Raw genomic sequence first — 14211 nt, forward strand, 5'->3', positions numbered from 1 at the left:
GTAACCGTTACCATCTCTGTGACTTTCCTCACGCAGCTCGCCGTCGACCGCTGCCAGAATAGCGCACTTGCCAACCTCAGGGGACGACCGTGCGCCGCAGCAATCTTCAACAGGACGATGAATATGATCACTATTCGTGACGTGGCGCGCCACGCCGGGGTTTCGGTCGCCACCATCTCGCGGGTGCTCAATAACAGCCCGCTGGTGAGCCCGGACACCCGGGAGCGGGTGATGAGGGCGGTAGCCGAGCTGGGCTATCGCCCCAACGCCAACGCCCAGGCGCTGGCCTCGCAGGTGAGCGATACCATCGGCGTGGTGGTCATGGACGTCTCCGATCCCTTCTTCGGCGCGCTGGTCAAGGCGGTGGATACCGTCGCCCAGCAGTACCAAAAACACGTCCTGATCGGCAACAGCTATCACGAAGCCGAAAAGGAGCGCAGCGCCATCGAGGTGCTGATCCGCAAGCGCTGCAACGCGCTTATCGTCCACGCCAAGGCGCTCAGCGACGAGGAGCTCGGCGAATTTTTACGCCAGGTCTCCGGCATGGTGATCATCAACCGCATTGTGCCCGGCTATGAGCACCGCTGCGTCGGGCTGGACAACGTCAGCGGCGCGATAATGGCGACCCGCATGTTGCTCAATCAGGGGCACCGCAGCATCGGCTATCTCGGATCGGCCCACGGCATTGAGGATACCCGGCTGCGGCAGGCGGGCTGGCAGCAGGCGCTGACGGCAGCGGGGATCGCCGCCCCCGACGCCTGGGTCGGCGTCGGTTCGCCGGACATGCAGGGCGGCGAGGCGGCGATGGTCGAGCTGCTCGGGCGCAATCAGGGCATCAGCGCGGTGTTTGCTTACAACGACAGCATGGCCGCCGGGGCCCTGACGGCGCTGAAGGACAACGGTATTCAGGTGCCGCAGCAGCTGTCGCTGATCGGCTTCGACGATATTCCCATTGCCCGCTACACCGATCCGCAGCTGACCACCGTGCGCTATCCGATTATCTCAATGGCGAAGCTGGCGACCGAGCTGGCGCTGGCGGGGGCCGCAGGTCGCCTGGATCCGGCGGCGACCCACTGCTTTATGCCGACGCTGGTGCGCCGCCATTCCGTTGCCGCCAGGTAAACTGTAACCGCGATCACTAACTGAAGGTGTCGTCAGATGTAACCGCTTTCAATTTGTGAGTTGTTTCACAGTATATTAACAATTGCGTGACTATGATGTCATCGCTTGTCATTCTGAAACATAATGTAACGCTACCTGCCTGTTTTTTAAGCGCTAAATGGTTCGCCTGAGCGATTGATTCGCCGCAGCGGGCAGGTGCAGGCGTGATTAAAAATTATAAACATCGCTGGATGTAACAATGATTTAACGTTACCTCTGCCGATACCGCTACCCTGCATAAAAATACCGGAGATACCATGAATAAGAAGGCGTTAGCCCTGTCCGCCGTGATGTCCTGCATGTTATTTGGCGCCGCCGCCCACGCCGCGGACACCCGCATTGGCGTCACTATCTACAAATACGACGACAACTTTATGTCCGTGGTGCGCAAGGCGATTGAGAAAGACGCCAAAGCCGCGCCGGACGTGCAGCTGCTGATGAATGACTCGCAGAACGACCAGTCCAAGCAGAACGATCAGATTGACGTCCTGCTGGCGAAAGGCGTGAAGTCGCTGGCCATCAACCTGGTTGACCCGGCCGCCGCGGGCACGGTAATCGACAAGGCGCGCAGCCAGAACGTGCCGGTGGTGTTCTTTAACAAGGAGCCGTCCCGCAAGGCGCTGGACAGCTATGACAAGGCCTACTACGTCGGCACCGACTCGAAAGAGTCCGGCATTATCCAGGGCGACCTGATTGCCAAACACTGGGCGGCGAACCCGGCCTGGGATCTGAATAAAGACGGCCAGATCCAGTTCGTGCTGCTGAAGGGCGAGCCGGGCCACCCGGATGCCGAAGCGCGCACCACTTACGTTATCAAAGAGCTGAACACCAAGGGCATCAAGACCCAGCAGCTGGCGCTGGATACCGCCATGTGGGACACCGCGCAGGCGAAAGACAAAGTTGACGCCTGGCTCTCGGGCCCGAACGCCAACAAAATTGAGGTGATCATCGCTAACAACGATGCGATGGCGATGGGCGCGGTGGAAGCGCTGAAGGCCCACAATAAGTCCAGCATCCCGGTGTTCGGCGTTGACGCCCTGCCGGAAGCGCTGGCGCTGGTGAAATCCGGCGCGATGGCCGGTACCGTGCTGAACGATGCCAACAATCAGGCGAAAGCCACCTTCGATCTGGCGAAAAACCTCGCCGACGGCAAGGGCGCCACCGACGGCACCAGCTGGAAAATTGAAAACAAAGTCGTGCGTATCCCCTACGTCGGCGTTGATAAAGACAACCTGGCTGAATTTGCCGGTAAATAATCTTCTCTGCGATTTCCCGCGCCGGCGCTTCGGCGCGGGAGTCACCCGCGCAGCCAGGACAGACTATGGTCAGTAATAATCGCGAGTCGTCGGGCGAATTCTTGTTGGAAATGAGCCACATCAACAAGTCTTTTCCCGGCGTTAAAGCACTCGATAACGTTAACTTAAAAGTCCGCCCGCACTCGATTCATGCCCTGATGGGCGAGAACGGGGCCGGTAAATCGACGCTGTTAAAATGCCTGTTCGGTATTTATCAGAAAGACAGCGGCAGCATTCTTTTTCAGGGCCGCGAAATCGACTTTCACTCGGCGAAAGAGGCGCTGGAGAACGGGATTTCGATGGTTCACCAGGAGCTGAACCTGGTGCTGCAGCGCTCGGTGATGGACAACATGTGGCTGGGGCGCTATCCCACCAAAGGCGTGTTTGTCGATCAGGAAAAAATGTACGGCGACACGAAGGCGATCTTCGACGAGCTGGATATCGACATCGATCCCCGGGCCCGCGTCGGCACGCTCTCCGTTTCGCAGATGCAGATGATAGAGATAGCCAAGGCGTTCTCCTATGACGCCAAAATCGTCATCATGGACGAGCCGACCTCGTCGCTGACCGAGAAAGAGGTTAATCACCTGTTCAGCATCATCCGCAAGCTGAAGGATCGCGGCTGCGGCATCGTCTATATCTCCCACAAAATGGAAGAGATCTTCCAGCTGTGCGATGAGATAACCATTCTGCGCGACGGCCAGTGGATCGCCACCCAGCCGCTGGAAGGGCTGGACATGGACAAGATCATCGCCATGATGGTCGGCCGCTCCCTCAACCAGCGCTTCCCGGACAAAGAGAACGCGCCGGGCGAAACCATCCTCGAAGTGCGCAATCTGACCTCGCTGCGCCAGCCGTCGATCCGCGATGTCTCCTTCGACCTGCACAAGGGCGAGATCCTCGGCATTGCCGGCCTGGTCGGCGCCAAGCGTACCGATATTGTGGAAACCCTGTTCGGCATTCGCGAAAAGTCCGGCGGCACCATTACCCTGCACGGCAAAAAAATCAATAACCACAGCGCCAACGAAGCCATCAACAACGGCTTTGCGCTGGTGACCGAGGAGCGCCGCTCCACCGGCATCTACGCCTATCTGGACATCGGCTTTAACTCGCTCATCTCTAATATCAAAAAGTACCGCAGCAAGATTGGGCTGCTGGATAACGCCCGCATGAAGAGCGACACCCAGTGGGTGATTGATGCCATGCGGGTCAAGACGCCGGGCCACCGCACGCAGATTGGTTCGCTCTCCGGCGGCAATCAGCAGAAGGTGATTATCGGCCGCTGGCTGCTGACCCAGCCGGAGATCCTGATGCTCGATGAGCCGACGCGCGGCATTGACGTTGGCGCAAAATTCGAAATTTATCAGCTCATTGCTGAACTGGCGAAAAGGGAAAAGGGGATCATTATCATCTCCTCTGAGATGCCTGAGCTGCTGGGCATAACCGACCGTATTCTGGTGATGAGTAACGGGATGGTGGCCGGCATTGTGGATACTAAAACAACCACGCAGAACGAAATCTTACGTCTTGCGTCTTTGCACCTTTAAGATCAGGGGCTCCCCATGAGTGCGTTAAATAAAAAAAGCTTTTTCACCTACCTGAAAGAGGGCGGCATTTACGTCGTGCTGCTTGTGTTGCTGGCGATCATCATTTTTCAGGATCCGACCTTCCTGAGCTTGCTTAACCTCAGCAACATCCTGACCCAGTCTTCGGTGCGCATTATCATCGCGCTCGGCGTGGCCGGGCTTATCGTCACCCAGGGCACCGACCTGTCCGCCGGGCGCCAGGTCGGGCTGGCGGCGGTGATCGCCGCCACGCTGCTGCAGTCGATGGAAAACGCCAATAAAGTCTTCCCGGAAATGGCGACCATGCCGATTTTTGTGGTGGTGCTGATCGTCTGCGCCATCGGCGCGGTTATCGGCCTGATCAACGGTATCATCATCGCTTATCTCAACGTGACGCCGTTTATTACTACCCTCGGCACGATGATCATCGTCTACGGCATCAACTCCCTGTACTACGACTTCGTCGGCGCATCGCCGATTTCCGGCTTTGACTCCGGCTTCTCGACCTTTACCCAGGGCTTTATTGCCATGGGCAGCTTCCGCCTGTCCTATATTACCTTCTATGCCCTGATCGCCACCGTCTTCGTCTGGATCCTGTGGAACAAAACCCGCTTCGGCAAGAATATCTTCGCCATCGGCGGTAACCCGGAAGCGGCCAAGGTCTCCGGCGTCAACGTCGCCCTTAACCTGCTGATGATTTATGCCCTCTCCGGCGTGTTCTACGCCTTTGGCGGCATGCTGGAGGCGGGGCGCATCGGCTCGGCCACCAACAACCTCGGCTTTATGTACGAGCTGGACGCCATTGCCGCCTGCGTGGTCGGCGGCGTATCGTTCAGCGGCGGCGTGGGGACGGTGATAGGCGTGGTGACCGGGGTGATCATCTTTACGGTCATCAACTACGGTCTGACCTATATCGGCGTCAACCCGTACTGGCAGTACATCATTAAGGGCGGGATCATTATCTTTGCGGTTGCGCTGGATTCCCTGAAGTACGCCCGCAAGAAATAGGCCACCGCGCTTGACCCAACCCGCCGCACGGCGGGTTTTTTACTTCTGCAGCTCCAGCAGCTGCTCGGGGGTTACCGCCGGATAGCCCTGGGCATCGTCGGGCACCTGATGCTGCGAAGGGATAGGGATCAGCGGGCCGAGAAAGCGCGGCTCGCGCTTGAAGATATAGAGGTCGGCCAGGGCGCCGAAGCGGGCGCCGAACTCGCGGAGGCGCACGCTCCACATATCCTTCGGCGACGGCACCGCGTAGCACTGGGCCTGAATGCCCATGTGCAGGGCGATAAACAGCGCCCGCTCGCAGTGAAAGCGCTGGGTAATAATGATGAAGTCGTTGGTGTCGAACACCTTGCGGGTGCGGACGATCGAATCGAGGGTGCGGAAGCCGGCGTAATCCAGCACGATATCCGCTGGATCGACCCCGGCGGCGATCAGATCCCTGCGCATGGTCACCGGCTCGTTATAGCTCTGCAGCGCGTTGTCGCCGCTCAGCAGCAGGTAGTTGACCTTGCCGCTGTTGTAGGCGTTGATGGCGCCCTGAATGCGGTAGCGGTAGTACTGATTGATGACGCCGGTGCGGTAATATTTGGCGGTGCCGAGCACGACGCCCACCTGGCGGTAGGGCAGGTCCTGCAGTTCGTCGTAGATGTAGGGCGCGGTTTTCCAGCTCATCCAGCGGTCAAGCCCCAGCACAATAAACAGCAGTAAGCCGATAAGGACCAGCAGGCTGTATAATATGCGCTTTAACATGGGGTTGGCTCAGTAATCGCGGAATATGCACTCAGGCTACTGTACCCGCCGGGGAAGAGCAAGAAACCGCCGCTCAACTGTAGGGTTTTTCGACAGCGCGGGCGCCCGGCCCGCGCATGAGACTCAGTTCAGCTCGATACATTCGAGGCCTTCACAGCCCAGCGCCCGCAGGGTGGCGGCGGTGGCATCCAGCTGCGTCAGGCGGGCATCGCTGCGCTCGGCCAGCGCCGCGCGCTGAATATCTTCCCAGGCATAGCCGCTAAGGCACAGCAGATTGAGCGCGCCCTGCAGCGGCGGCAGGCTCGGGTTATAGGCGGCGTTTTCTGCGTAGCTGCCGCTGAAAATCGTGCCGTCGCTTACCTGCAGCGCCACGCCAGACGGCGACCGGCTGTAGGGCGCATGGCTTCTGTTGGCCGCCGCGATTGCCGCCTGCGCCAGCGCATCACCGCTCAGCGCGTAGCCGTGGTCTTCCTTATCCATCAGCAGCACCTGAATATCGAGATCGCGCGGACCGAAGGCGTCCGGCAGATAGTCTCCAAGCGTGTGCGGCGCTCTGCCCGGAAGATGCACTTCCAGCGCCAGGCCGCTGTTCAGCTCGTTCATAAACTGGCGGCAGTGGCCGCACGGCGTGTAGTTAACGGTTATGGCCTGCAGTGATTTTTCGCCCCGCAGCCAGGCGTGGCTGATGGCGCTCTGTTCGGCGTGAATGGTCTGCTGCATGGTGGTGCCGGGGAACTCCATATTGGCTCCGAAGTACCAGCTGCCGCTGACGCCGCGGGCAATGGCTCCGACGTTAAAGTGCGACAGTCCGGTTTGCGCGCAGGCCGCCGCCAGCGGCAGCAGGCTGAACGCCAGCGCGTCTTCGTCCAGCCCCGACGCCGCCTTCAGCGCAGAGACCTGCCCGGCGCTCAGTACGGCGGGGAAATGGTTATCGGCAATCATCGGAGCGAGGGCCGACAGCAGTTCCGCGCCGAGTTGCGCCAGGGCAGATTGAAAACGTGGGTGCATGAGATAGCCTCGTAACAGTGTAAGGGAAGACAGTGTAGGGACCGTCCGCGCCTTTATGTGTGATCTGCTTCTCATTAGTAATGCAATATATGTAATTAGCTTCCGTAAGTGTGTGACGTGTCTCAGGTCGGCTGCGCCAGCCCGCGCGCTGCGCTTATTTGAATGCGGCCATGATCAGCGGAAACAGGAGCGGCCCTATCAGCGAAGTAATAATGCCGCACAGCACCAGCGCCAGGGAGCCGAAGGCGCCCTCCTGGTAGTCCAGCTCCGAGCAGCGGGCGGTGCCGAGGGCGTGCGAGGCGGTGCCCATCGCCAGGCCGCGCGCCGACTTGGTGGTGATATGCATCAGGTTGAGCAGCGTATGGCCGAATACCGCCCCGAGGATCCCGACGAAAATCACGCACACCGCGCTGATGGCCGGAATACCGCCGATACTGCTGCTGACCGCCATGGCAATCGGCGTGGTCACCGATTTTGGCAGCACCGAGGCGGCAATCTCCGGCGTTGCCCCCATCAGAAGGGCGACGCCGGTCCCGGTGACCATCGCCACCAGGCTGCCCGCAAAGCAGATACTGATAATGGATTTCCAGCGGGCGCGGATCTGGTGCAGCTGTTCATACAGCGGAAACGCCAGCGCCACCACCGCCGGCTGCAGCAGGTCGTTGAGGATCTTGCTGCCGTGAAAATAGCGGGCGTAGGGAATACCGGTCAGGATCAGAAACGGGATCAGCACTACCATCGACACCAGCAGCGGGTTAAGCAGCGGACTGCGAAAACGCATCGCCAGGCGGCGGGCGGCGAAGAACACCACCAGCGTCAGCGGCAAAGACCACCAGATATCACTCATCATTTTTCGGTTCCTTACGACCAACGACTTTACGCTCGCCGTGGATAATGTGCGTCGTCCAGCCGACCACCAGGAAAGCGATAAAGGTACTGATAATGCAGGACACGACCACCGGACCAAACTGCGCGCGCAGCAGATCGAAATACTGCATTACGCCGACGCCGATGGGCACAAACAGCAGCGCCATGTAGCGGATAAGAATGTTACAGCCGGGATTCACCCAGTCTGCCGGGAGAATTTGCAGCGCCAGCAGTACGAAGAGGATAAGCATGCCGATGATGCTGCCCGGAATCGCGATCGGCAGCAGAGAAGAGAGATAAATCCCCGCGTATAAGCAGGCGTAAATCAGCACAAATGCCCGCAGGTACTGCCAGATAGTAATCAGTGATTTGCTCATGGTTGAGACCCTTGATGGAAGGCATTCATCATACAATTAAAGCCAGTTATGTGCTACAGATCACATCATGAATTGTGAGCATGCCTGACATAGACGAGCGGAACATCAGGTATCTGACTGAAGCGGATGCGATAAATGATAAAGAAATCGACTCAGCGCCTGCGATGGCTGATCGTTTCTTCTCCAAAATACGCCGACGCTTCCTTTTTGCTCAATCTTCGGCAGCTCCAGAATCGTAAGCTGCTCCTGTTGGGCGTAGCGTTCTGCTAGCCGTAAAGAAAGAATAGATATCATATCGCTGCTTTGCAGCAGGCTGACGCTGACGTTCATCGAGGCGGATTCAATGGTGTTTTCCGGCAGCATCACGCCGTTATCGACAAGGGCGTTATCGATACTTTGGCGAATAGGCGTGCCGGTGGGCCAGACTATCCAGCGCCACGGCTCCAGATCCTTCCAGCTCAATCGGTTGTAGACGGCGAGTGGGTGATCTGTTCGGGCGACAAAGCAAACGGGTTCGGTGTACAACACTTGATAATTGAGCGGCAACTCCAGTGCTCGTCCGCCGATACGCCCGATCACCACATCCACCACGCCTGACTGCAAATCCTGCAGCAGCGGAGTCATCACTTTTTCTTCAATGTTCAAATGCAAAGAAGGCATTTCTTTAAGCAGTGGCAAAATCGCCTTCGAGACACAATCGGTCGCTACAGGGGAGCAGCCGATTTTCAGACTGCCGACCAGGCCGCCCTGTTTGAAACGATCCATCTCAAACCGCGAACGTTCAAGATCGTTGATCAAGCGCTGAGCGTGCTGAATAAGTAGTTTCCCTCCTTCAGAGGGGCGTAGACCTTTGCTATGGCGTTCGAAGAGTGTGATCCCGACCTCTTCTTCGAACTGTGTTAACCATTTCGACAGCGCCGGCTGGGTGATATTCATCTTTTTCGCCACCTGAGTCAGATTGCATTGCTCTCCCAGCGCAACCAGTATTTGCAGGTGATGAAGCTTAAGTTTATGCGTCCAGTTTCCCATCAGCAATAACCTCCAGGTTATGACTCTGCATAGAAAGCCATTGTACAACTCATTTCAGTTGCCACAAAATCGCTACATACAAACAACAAATACAACATTTACCCTACACACCTGAGGCATTCCCCTATGACTCAACGACGTGAATTACAGGCTTTAATAGATACAGTTCCTATCGGCGCGCTCCAGTGGCGTGTCATTCTCTGTTGTTTCTTTGTTGTCATGATGGATGGATTTGATACGGCCGCGATTGGGTTTATTGCACCCGATATCCGCGCACACTGGCAACTGACGGCAGCAGGATTAGCCCCATTATTTGGCGCAGGCCTGATAGGGCTCACCGCAGGGGCGCTGCTTTGCGGCCCGCTCTCCGATCGCTTTGGCCGTAAACGCGTCATTGAGTGGTGTGTGGCGTTTTTCGGTATTCTCAGCCTGCTTTCTGCCTTTTCACCTGACCTGGAAACACTGGTGCTCCTGCGCTTCTTAACCGGGCTGGGATTAGGCGGCGCGATGCCGAACACCATCACCATGACCTCCGAATACCTGCCATCGCGTCGCCGCGGTGCGCTGGTCACCCTGATGTTCTGCGGCTTCACGCTCGGCTCCGCCTTTGGCGGGATCGTTAGCGCACAACTGGTGGGCATTATTGGCTGGGCGGGCATTCTGGTGCTCGGCGGCGTACTGCCGATGATCCTGTTCTTCTATTTACTGTTCGCGCTGCCGGAATCGCCGCGCTGGATGGTTCGCCGTCAGCGTCCCCAAGCACACATTGCGCGGCTGGTCAGTGAGATGACACAGCGGCGCCATGACAACACTACTTTTTGGCTCGATGAACCAACGTCGGAGCACAAAGGCAGCATTGGTCAGCTTTTTGCCAGACACCAGCTCGCTATCACGCTAATGCTGTGGGTGGTGTTCTTTATGAGCCTGCTGATTATCTATCTGCTCTCAAGCTGGATGCCGACGCTGCTTAACCATCGTGGCATCGACCTGCAACATGCGTCATGGGTGACGGCAGCGTTCCAGATTGGCGGCACTATGGGCGCTATTCTGCTCGGCGTATTAATGGATAAATTCAATCCCTTCCGGGTGTTAGCGGTGAGCTACGCGCTGGGTGCGGTGTGCATCATGATGATTGGCCTGAGCGAAAACGGGCTCTGGCTGATGGCGCTGGCGATATTCGGTACCGGGATTGGAGTCAGCGGCTCGCAGGTTGGGCTGAACGCCCTAACCGCCATGCTCTACCCGACCCAAAGCCGCGCGACAGGCGTGAGCTGGGCAAACGCCATTGGTCGCTGCGGCGCCATCGTCGGTTCGGTTTCCGGCGGGGTAATGATGGCGCTGAACTTCTCTTTTGACACTCTGTTTTATGTGATTGCCGTTCCGGCAGCCATCTGCGCCATCATGTTGACGCTACTTACCCTGGCTGTGCGCCGGACGACAACTGTACCCAACACGCTGCCTGCTGCGGGCGTGGCGAACAAATAAGGAGAATAACAATGAGCCAGATGAATCCGGACGTCAAAAATGAACGCCAACAATACTACCAACATATTGCCGGGCAGAACCTGACGCCGTTGTGGGAATCGCTACATCACCTGGTGCCGCAAACGCCAAATCCGACCTGTGCGCCTGCACACTGGAGCTACCAGGAAATTCGTCCGCTGTTGCTCGAGAGCGGTTCGCTGATTGGCGCGAAGGAGGCGGTGCGTCGCGTGCTAGTGCTGGAGAATCCGGCGCTGCGTGGGCAATCTTCTATAACGTCGTCACTGTATGCGGGTTTACAGCTGATTATGCCGGGTGAAGTGGCCCCAAGCCATCGCCATAACCAGTCAGCATTACGTTTTATTGTGGAGGGAAAAGGCGCGTTTACTGCCGTTGAGGGCGAGCGCACCCAGATGCATCCGGGGGATTTTATTCTGACGCCGCAGTGGCGCTGGCACGACCACGGCAACCCGGGCGATGAACCGGTGATTTGGATGGACGGCCTGGACCTGCCGCTGGTGAACTACCTGGGCTGTGGCTTTGCGGAAGATTACCCGGAAGATCAGCAGCCAGTCACACGCAAAGAGGGCGATTATCTGCCGCGCTATGCTGCCAATATGCTGCCGCTGCGCCATCAAACCGGCAACTCCTCGCCAATCTTTAACTATCGCTATGACCGTAGCCGCGAAGTGCTGCATGACCTGACTCGGCTGGGAGATGCTGATGAGTGGGATGGTTACAAAATGCGCTACGTGAATCCGATCACGGGCGGTTATCCAATGCCATCAATGGGCACATTTTTGCAGCTATTGCCGAAGGGTTTCCGATCCCGCCAGGCGCGTACCACTGACAGCACCATTTATCATGTGGTGGAAGGCTGCGGGCATGTCTCGGTGGGTAATCAGGTATTTAGCTTTAAAGAGAAAGATATTTTTGTCGTGCCAACCTGGCACAGCGTGTCCTTTGATGCGCAGAACGAAACTGTGTTGTTTAGTTTTTCGGACCGCCCCGTTCAGGAAGCGCTGGGCCTGTTCCGTGAAGCACGCTACTAATCAGGAGAAAATAATGAGCAAATACGTATTTGAACCCCAGGCCCTTATCGCAATTCCGGTTGTCGGCAGCGACGCGCAGTTCCCGGTCCGCCGAGTCTATTGTGTCGGACGTAACTATGCCGCGCATGCACGCGAAATGGGCTTTGACCCGGACCGCGAACCGCCATTTTTCTTCTGCAAACCCGCGGACGCGGTTGTTCCTGTTGCTGCAGGAGAAATATTAAATCTGGCCTATCCGGCGCAGACCGATAACTATCACTATGAAATCGAACTGGTGGTGGCGATTGGGAAAAAAGGTAGCAATATTCCGCAGGAAAATGCGCACGAGTATGTCTGGGGATACGCCACCGGCCTGGACATGACCCGTCGCGATCGCCAGTTGGAAATGCGTAAAATGGGCCGTCCATGGGAAATCGGTAAAGCCTTTGATCATTCCGCACCCATTTCACCACTGCATAAAGCCGCTGAGGTTTCCGGCATCGATAAGGCACCAATTTGGTTACAGGTAAACGGTGAAGATCACCAGCGCAGCGATATTAAACATTTGATCTGGTCAGTGAATGAAACCATCAGTTACCTGTCACGCTTCTTTGAACTGCAGCCGGGTGACCTGATTTTCACCGGTACGCCGGAAGGTGTTGGCGCCGTGGTGAAAGGCGACACCATCACTGGCAACGTCGATGGTTTAACGCCTATCGCAGTGAAGATTGTTTGAGGTGACTGATGAAACTATACAGTTTTTTCAATAGCTCGGCCTCTTATCGGGTGCGCATCGCAATGGCACTCAAGGGGATTGATTATGAGACCGTTGGCGTCAATATTCGCATTGGCCAGCAAAATGAGCTGAAGTACCGCCGGCTTAATCCCGTTGGTCTGGTACCTGCGCTGATAACAGATGATGGTGAATCGCTGGGGCAGTCGCTGGCAATTATTGACTGGCTGGACCGGCATTTTCCCCAAACTCCGCTGCTACCGAATAACGATCCGGCGCGGATGCGTATTCTGGAGATTGTTTACGCCATCAGTTGCGATATCCACCCAATCAATAACATGCGTGTCTTGCGTTACCTTACTGACGAACTGGGAGTGAGCGAAGAAGCTAAACAACGCTGGTACGCGCACTGGGTCCATCAGGGACTGAGTGCTGTTGAGCAACTTCTGCGCCAGAGTCCGGCGGGGCAATTCTGCGTGGGTGATGCGCCAACGCTAGCCGATTGTTGCTTAGTTCCTCAATGGGCTAATGCGTTACGTATGGGTTGCGATCTTAGCGGGTATCCCCGCTGTAAAGCCGTTTATGAATCATGTTCCGCGCTGCCTGCATTCGTCGCTGCCGCACCAGAGAACCAGCTGGATAAAATTCCGGCATAGTAAGGAGAATTATCATGGCAAAAGTGATGAGCGCAATTATTGTCGGTGGCGGGATTGGCGGTGCGGCGACCGCGCTGTCTTTGGCGCGTCAGGGCATCAAGGTGATGCTGCTGGAAAGGGCGCATGAAATAGGCGAAATCGGCGCAGGGATCCAGCTTGGCCCGAACGCATTTTCGGCGCTGGACAGTTTGGGCGTAGGCGATATAGCGCGCCAGCGCGCGGTCTTTACCGATCATATCACCATGATGGACGCGGTTAGCGGTGAGGAAGTCGTGCATATCGAAACCGGGAATACGTTCCGCGACCATTTTGGCGGCCCGTATGCGGTGATCCATCGTGTGGATATTCATGCGACGGTGTGGGAAGCGGCGATGAAGCACCCGGACGTAGAATATCGTACCTCGACGCACGTGGTGGATATCCGTCAGAGCGACCATGACATTACTGTATTCGATGACAAAGGCAACAGCTGGACGGCGGACATTCTTATTGGCTGCGATGGCGTAAAATCAGTGGTGCGTCAGAGCCTGCTTGGCGACGCGCCGCGCGTGACCGGGCACGTGGTCTATCGCGCGGTAATCGATTGTGACGATATGCCAGACGATCTTCGCATCAACGCGCCGGTGCTGTGGGCGGGTCCACATTGTCACCTAGTGCATTACCCGTTGCGCGGCGGCAAACAGTACAACCTGGTGGTCACTTTCCACAGCCGCGAGACGGAAGAATGGGGCGTAAAGGATGGCAGCAAAGAAGAGGTGCTCTCTTACTTTAAAGGCATTCACCCTCGGCCGCGTCAGATGCTTGATAAGCCAACGTCCTGGCGTCGGTGGTCCACCGCCGACCGTGAGCCGGTCGAAAAATGGGGTAACGATCGGGTTACTTTAGTGGGTGATGCGGCGCATCCGGTGGCACAGTATATGGCACAGGGGGCATGTATGGCGCTGGAGGATGCGGTTACCATCGGTAAAGCGCTGGCACAATGCGATGGTGACGCAGCGGAAGCGTTCGCGCTGTATGAGTCCGTGCGTATTCCGCGCACCGCGCGTATTGTCTGGTCGACCCGCGAGATGGGACGTATTTATCACGCCGCAGGCGTGGAACGCCACGTGCGTAATTTACTGTGGAAAGGCAAAACCCAGGCTGAGTTTTATCGCGCGATGGAGTGGCTCTACGGCTGGAAAGAAGAGAACTGCCTGGAACCCCGCTAACCGGCTTTTAACCGATGAAAAGAGGCGCTAACATAGCGCCTCTT

The 14211-nt window shown here is 57.1% G+C and carries 14 protein-coding genes; 9 read left to right on the plus strand and 5 right to left on the minus strand.

Annotation, left to right across the window (positions count from 1 at the left end; translation table 11 throughout):
• Positions 1 to 123 precede the first annotated feature (123 nt).
• The 4 genes from galS (at position 124) to mglC (ending at position 5029) form a co-directional block, all read left to right on the plus strand.
• Positions 124 to 1122: an HTH-type transcriptional regulator GalS gene (galS, locus tag ENGE1_RS01075; RefSeq protein WP_048253915.1), complete on the plus strand. Its 999-nt coding sequence runs from the start codon at positions 124 to 126 to the stop codon at positions 1120 to 1122.
• A 296-nt stretch (positions 1123 to 1418) separates the two neighbouring features.
• Entirely contained in the window at positions 1419 to 2417 is a 999-nt protein-coding gene (gene mglB / locus ENGE1_RS01080; protein WP_043082851.1) for a galactose/glucose ABC transporter substrate-binding protein MglB, read from the plus strand.
• Between the two features lie 65 nt (positions 2418 to 2482).
• Positions 2483 to 4003 (plus strand): galactose/methyl galactoside ABC transporter ATP-binding protein MglA, encoded by a 1521-nt coding sequence (gene mglA / locus ENGE1_RS01085; protein WP_045289927.1) that lies wholly within the window; start codon positions 2483 to 2485, stop codon positions 4001 to 4003.
• A gap of 15 nt (positions 4004 to 4018) precedes the next feature.
• Positions 4019 to 5029, plus strand: coding sequence for a galactose/methyl galactoside ABC transporter permease MglC (mglC, locus tag ENGE1_RS01090; protein WP_043082853.1), 1011 nt, complete (start codon positions 4019 to 4021; stop codon positions 5027 to 5029).
• Positions 5030 to 5068: 39 nt separating this feature from the next.
• Here mglC and sanA read toward each other — a convergent pair whose 3' ends face one another.
• From sanA to ENGE1_RS01115, 5 genes are all read right to left on the minus strand, one after another.
• The gene (sanA, locus tag ENGE1_RS01095; RefSeq protein ID WP_043082854.1) at positions 5069 to 5776 is read right to left on the minus strand and encodes an outer membrane permeability protein SanA; all 708 of its coding nucleotides are present in this window, start codon (positions 5774 to 5776) and stop codon (positions 5069 to 5071) included.
• 123 nt (positions 5777 to 5899) lie between these two features.
• Positions 5900 to 6784: a cytidine deaminase gene (gene cdd / locus ENGE1_RS01100; RefSeq protein WP_048253916.1), complete on the minus strand. Its 885-nt coding sequence runs from the start codon at positions 6782 to 6784 to the stop codon at positions 5900 to 5902.
• A 154-nt stretch (positions 6785 to 6938) separates the two neighbouring features.
• Entirely contained in the window at positions 6939 to 7634 is a 696-nt protein-coding gene (locus ENGE1_RS01105) for a CidB/LrgB family autolysis modulator (RefSeq protein WP_043082858.1), read from the minus strand.
• The gene (locus tag ENGE1_RS01110) at positions 7624 to 8028 is read right to left on the minus strand and encodes a CidA/LrgA family protein (RefSeq protein ID WP_043082859.1); all 405 of its coding nucleotides are present in this window, start codon (positions 8026 to 8028) and stop codon (positions 7624 to 7626) included. The genes ENGE1_RS01105 and ENGE1_RS01110 overlap by 11 nt, the downstream gene beginning before the upstream one ends.
• 105 nt (positions 8029 to 8133) lie before the next feature.
• Entirely contained in the window at positions 8134 to 9057 is a 924-nt protein-coding gene (locus ENGE1_RS01115) for a LysR family transcriptional regulator (RefSeq protein WP_048253917.1), read from the minus strand.
• Between the two features lie 126 nt (positions 9058 to 9183).
• Between ENGE1_RS01115 and mhbT the strand changes: the two genes are divergently transcribed.
• Genes mhbT through ENGE1_RS01140 form a run of 5 tightly spaced genes read left to right on the plus strand, consistent with a single transcriptional unit; the run spans position 9184 to position 14167 of the window.
• Positions 9184 to 10542, plus strand: a complete 1359-nt coding sequence (gene mhbT / locus ENGE1_RS01120; RefSeq protein ID WP_048253918.1) for a 3-hydroxybenzoate transporter MhbT — start codon at positions 9184 to 9186, stop codon at positions 10540 to 10542.
• A gap of 11 nt (positions 10543 to 10553) precedes the next feature.
• The gene (gtdA, locus tag ENGE1_RS01125; RefSeq protein ID WP_043082862.1) at positions 10554 to 11591 is read left to right on the plus strand and encodes a gentisate 1,2-dioxygenase; all 1038 of its coding nucleotides are present in this window, start codon (positions 10554 to 10556) and stop codon (positions 11589 to 11591) included.
• 13 nt (positions 11592 to 11604) lie between these two features.
• Positions 11605 to 12306: a fumarylacetoacetate hydrolase family protein gene (locus ENGE1_RS01130; RefSeq protein WP_043082863.1), complete on the plus strand. Its 702-nt coding sequence runs from the start codon at positions 11605 to 11607 to the stop codon at positions 12304 to 12306.
• Positions 12307 to 12314: 8 nt separating this feature from the next.
• Positions 12315 to 12959 (plus strand): maleylacetoacetate isomerase, encoded by a 645-nt coding sequence (gene maiA / locus ENGE1_RS01135; RefSeq protein ID WP_043082864.1) that lies wholly within the window; start codon positions 12315 to 12317, stop codon positions 12957 to 12959.
• Between the two features lie 14 nt (positions 12960 to 12973).
• Complete coding sequence (locus tag ENGE1_RS01140) at positions 12974 to 14167, plus strand: 3-hydroxybenzoate 6-monooxygenase (protein ID WP_043082865.1); 1194 nt, start codon at positions 12974 to 12976, stop codon at positions 14165 to 14167.
• Positions 14168 to 14211: the final 44 nt, after the last annotated feature.

Source organism: Pluralibacter gergoviae ATCC 33028 = NBRC 105706 (assembly GCF_001598855.1).
Classification (GTDB): Bacteria; Pseudomonadota; Gammaproteobacteria; order Enterobacterales; family Enterobacteriaceae; genus Pluralibacter; species Pluralibacter gergoviae.

Coding starts and splice junctions, on each gene's coding strand:
- mglA (WP_045289927.1), top strand. CDS start 2,483: ATGGTCAGTAATAATCGCGAGTCGTCGGGCGAATTCTTGTTGGAAATG.
- ENGE1_RS01115 (WP_048253917.1), bottom strand. CDS start 9,057: ATGGGAAACTGGACGCATAAACTTAAGCTTCATCACCTGCAAATACTG.
- mhbT (WP_048253918.1), top strand. CDS start 9,184: ATGACTCAACGACGTGAATTACAGGCTTTAATAGATACAGTTCCTATC.
- mglB (WP_043082851.1), top strand. CDS start 1,419: ATGAATAAGAAGGCGTTAGCCCTGTCCGCCGTGATGTCCTGCATGTTA.
- ENGE1_RS01110 (WP_043082859.1), bottom strand. CDS start 8,028: ATGAGCAAATCACTGATTACTATCTGGCAGTACCTGCGGGCATTTGTG.
- cdd (WP_048253916.1), bottom strand. CDS start 6,784: ATGCACCCACGTTTTCAATCTGCCCTGGCGCAACTCGGCGCGGAACTG.
- ENGE1_RS01105 (WP_043082858.1), bottom strand. CDS start 7,634: ATGATGAGTGATATCTGGTGGTCTTTGCCGCTGACGCTGGTGGTGTTC.
- sanA (WP_043082854.1), bottom strand. CDS start 5,776: ATGTTAAAGCGCATATTATACAGCCTGCTGGTCCTTATCGGCTTACTG.
- galS (WP_048253915.1), top strand. CDS start 124: ATGATCACTATTCGTGACGTGGCGCGCCACGCCGGGGTTTCGGTCGCC.
- ENGE1_RS01130 (WP_043082863.1), top strand. CDS start 11,605: ATGAGCAAATACGTATTTGAACCCCAGGCCCTTATCGCAATTCCGGTT.
- maiA (WP_043082864.1), top strand. CDS start 12,315: ATGAAACTATACAGTTTTTTCAATAGCTCGGCCTCTTATCGGGTGCGC.
- ENGE1_RS01140 (WP_043082865.1), top strand. CDS start 12,974: ATGGCAAAAGTGATGAGCGCAATTATTGTCGGTGGCGGGATTGGCGGT.
- mglC (WP_043082853.1), top strand. CDS start 4,019: ATGAGTGCGTTAAATAAAAAAAGCTTTTTCACCTACCTGAAAGAGGGC.
- gtdA (WP_043082862.1), top strand. CDS start 10,554: ATGAGCCAGATGAATCCGGACGTCAAAAATGAACGCCAACAATACTAC.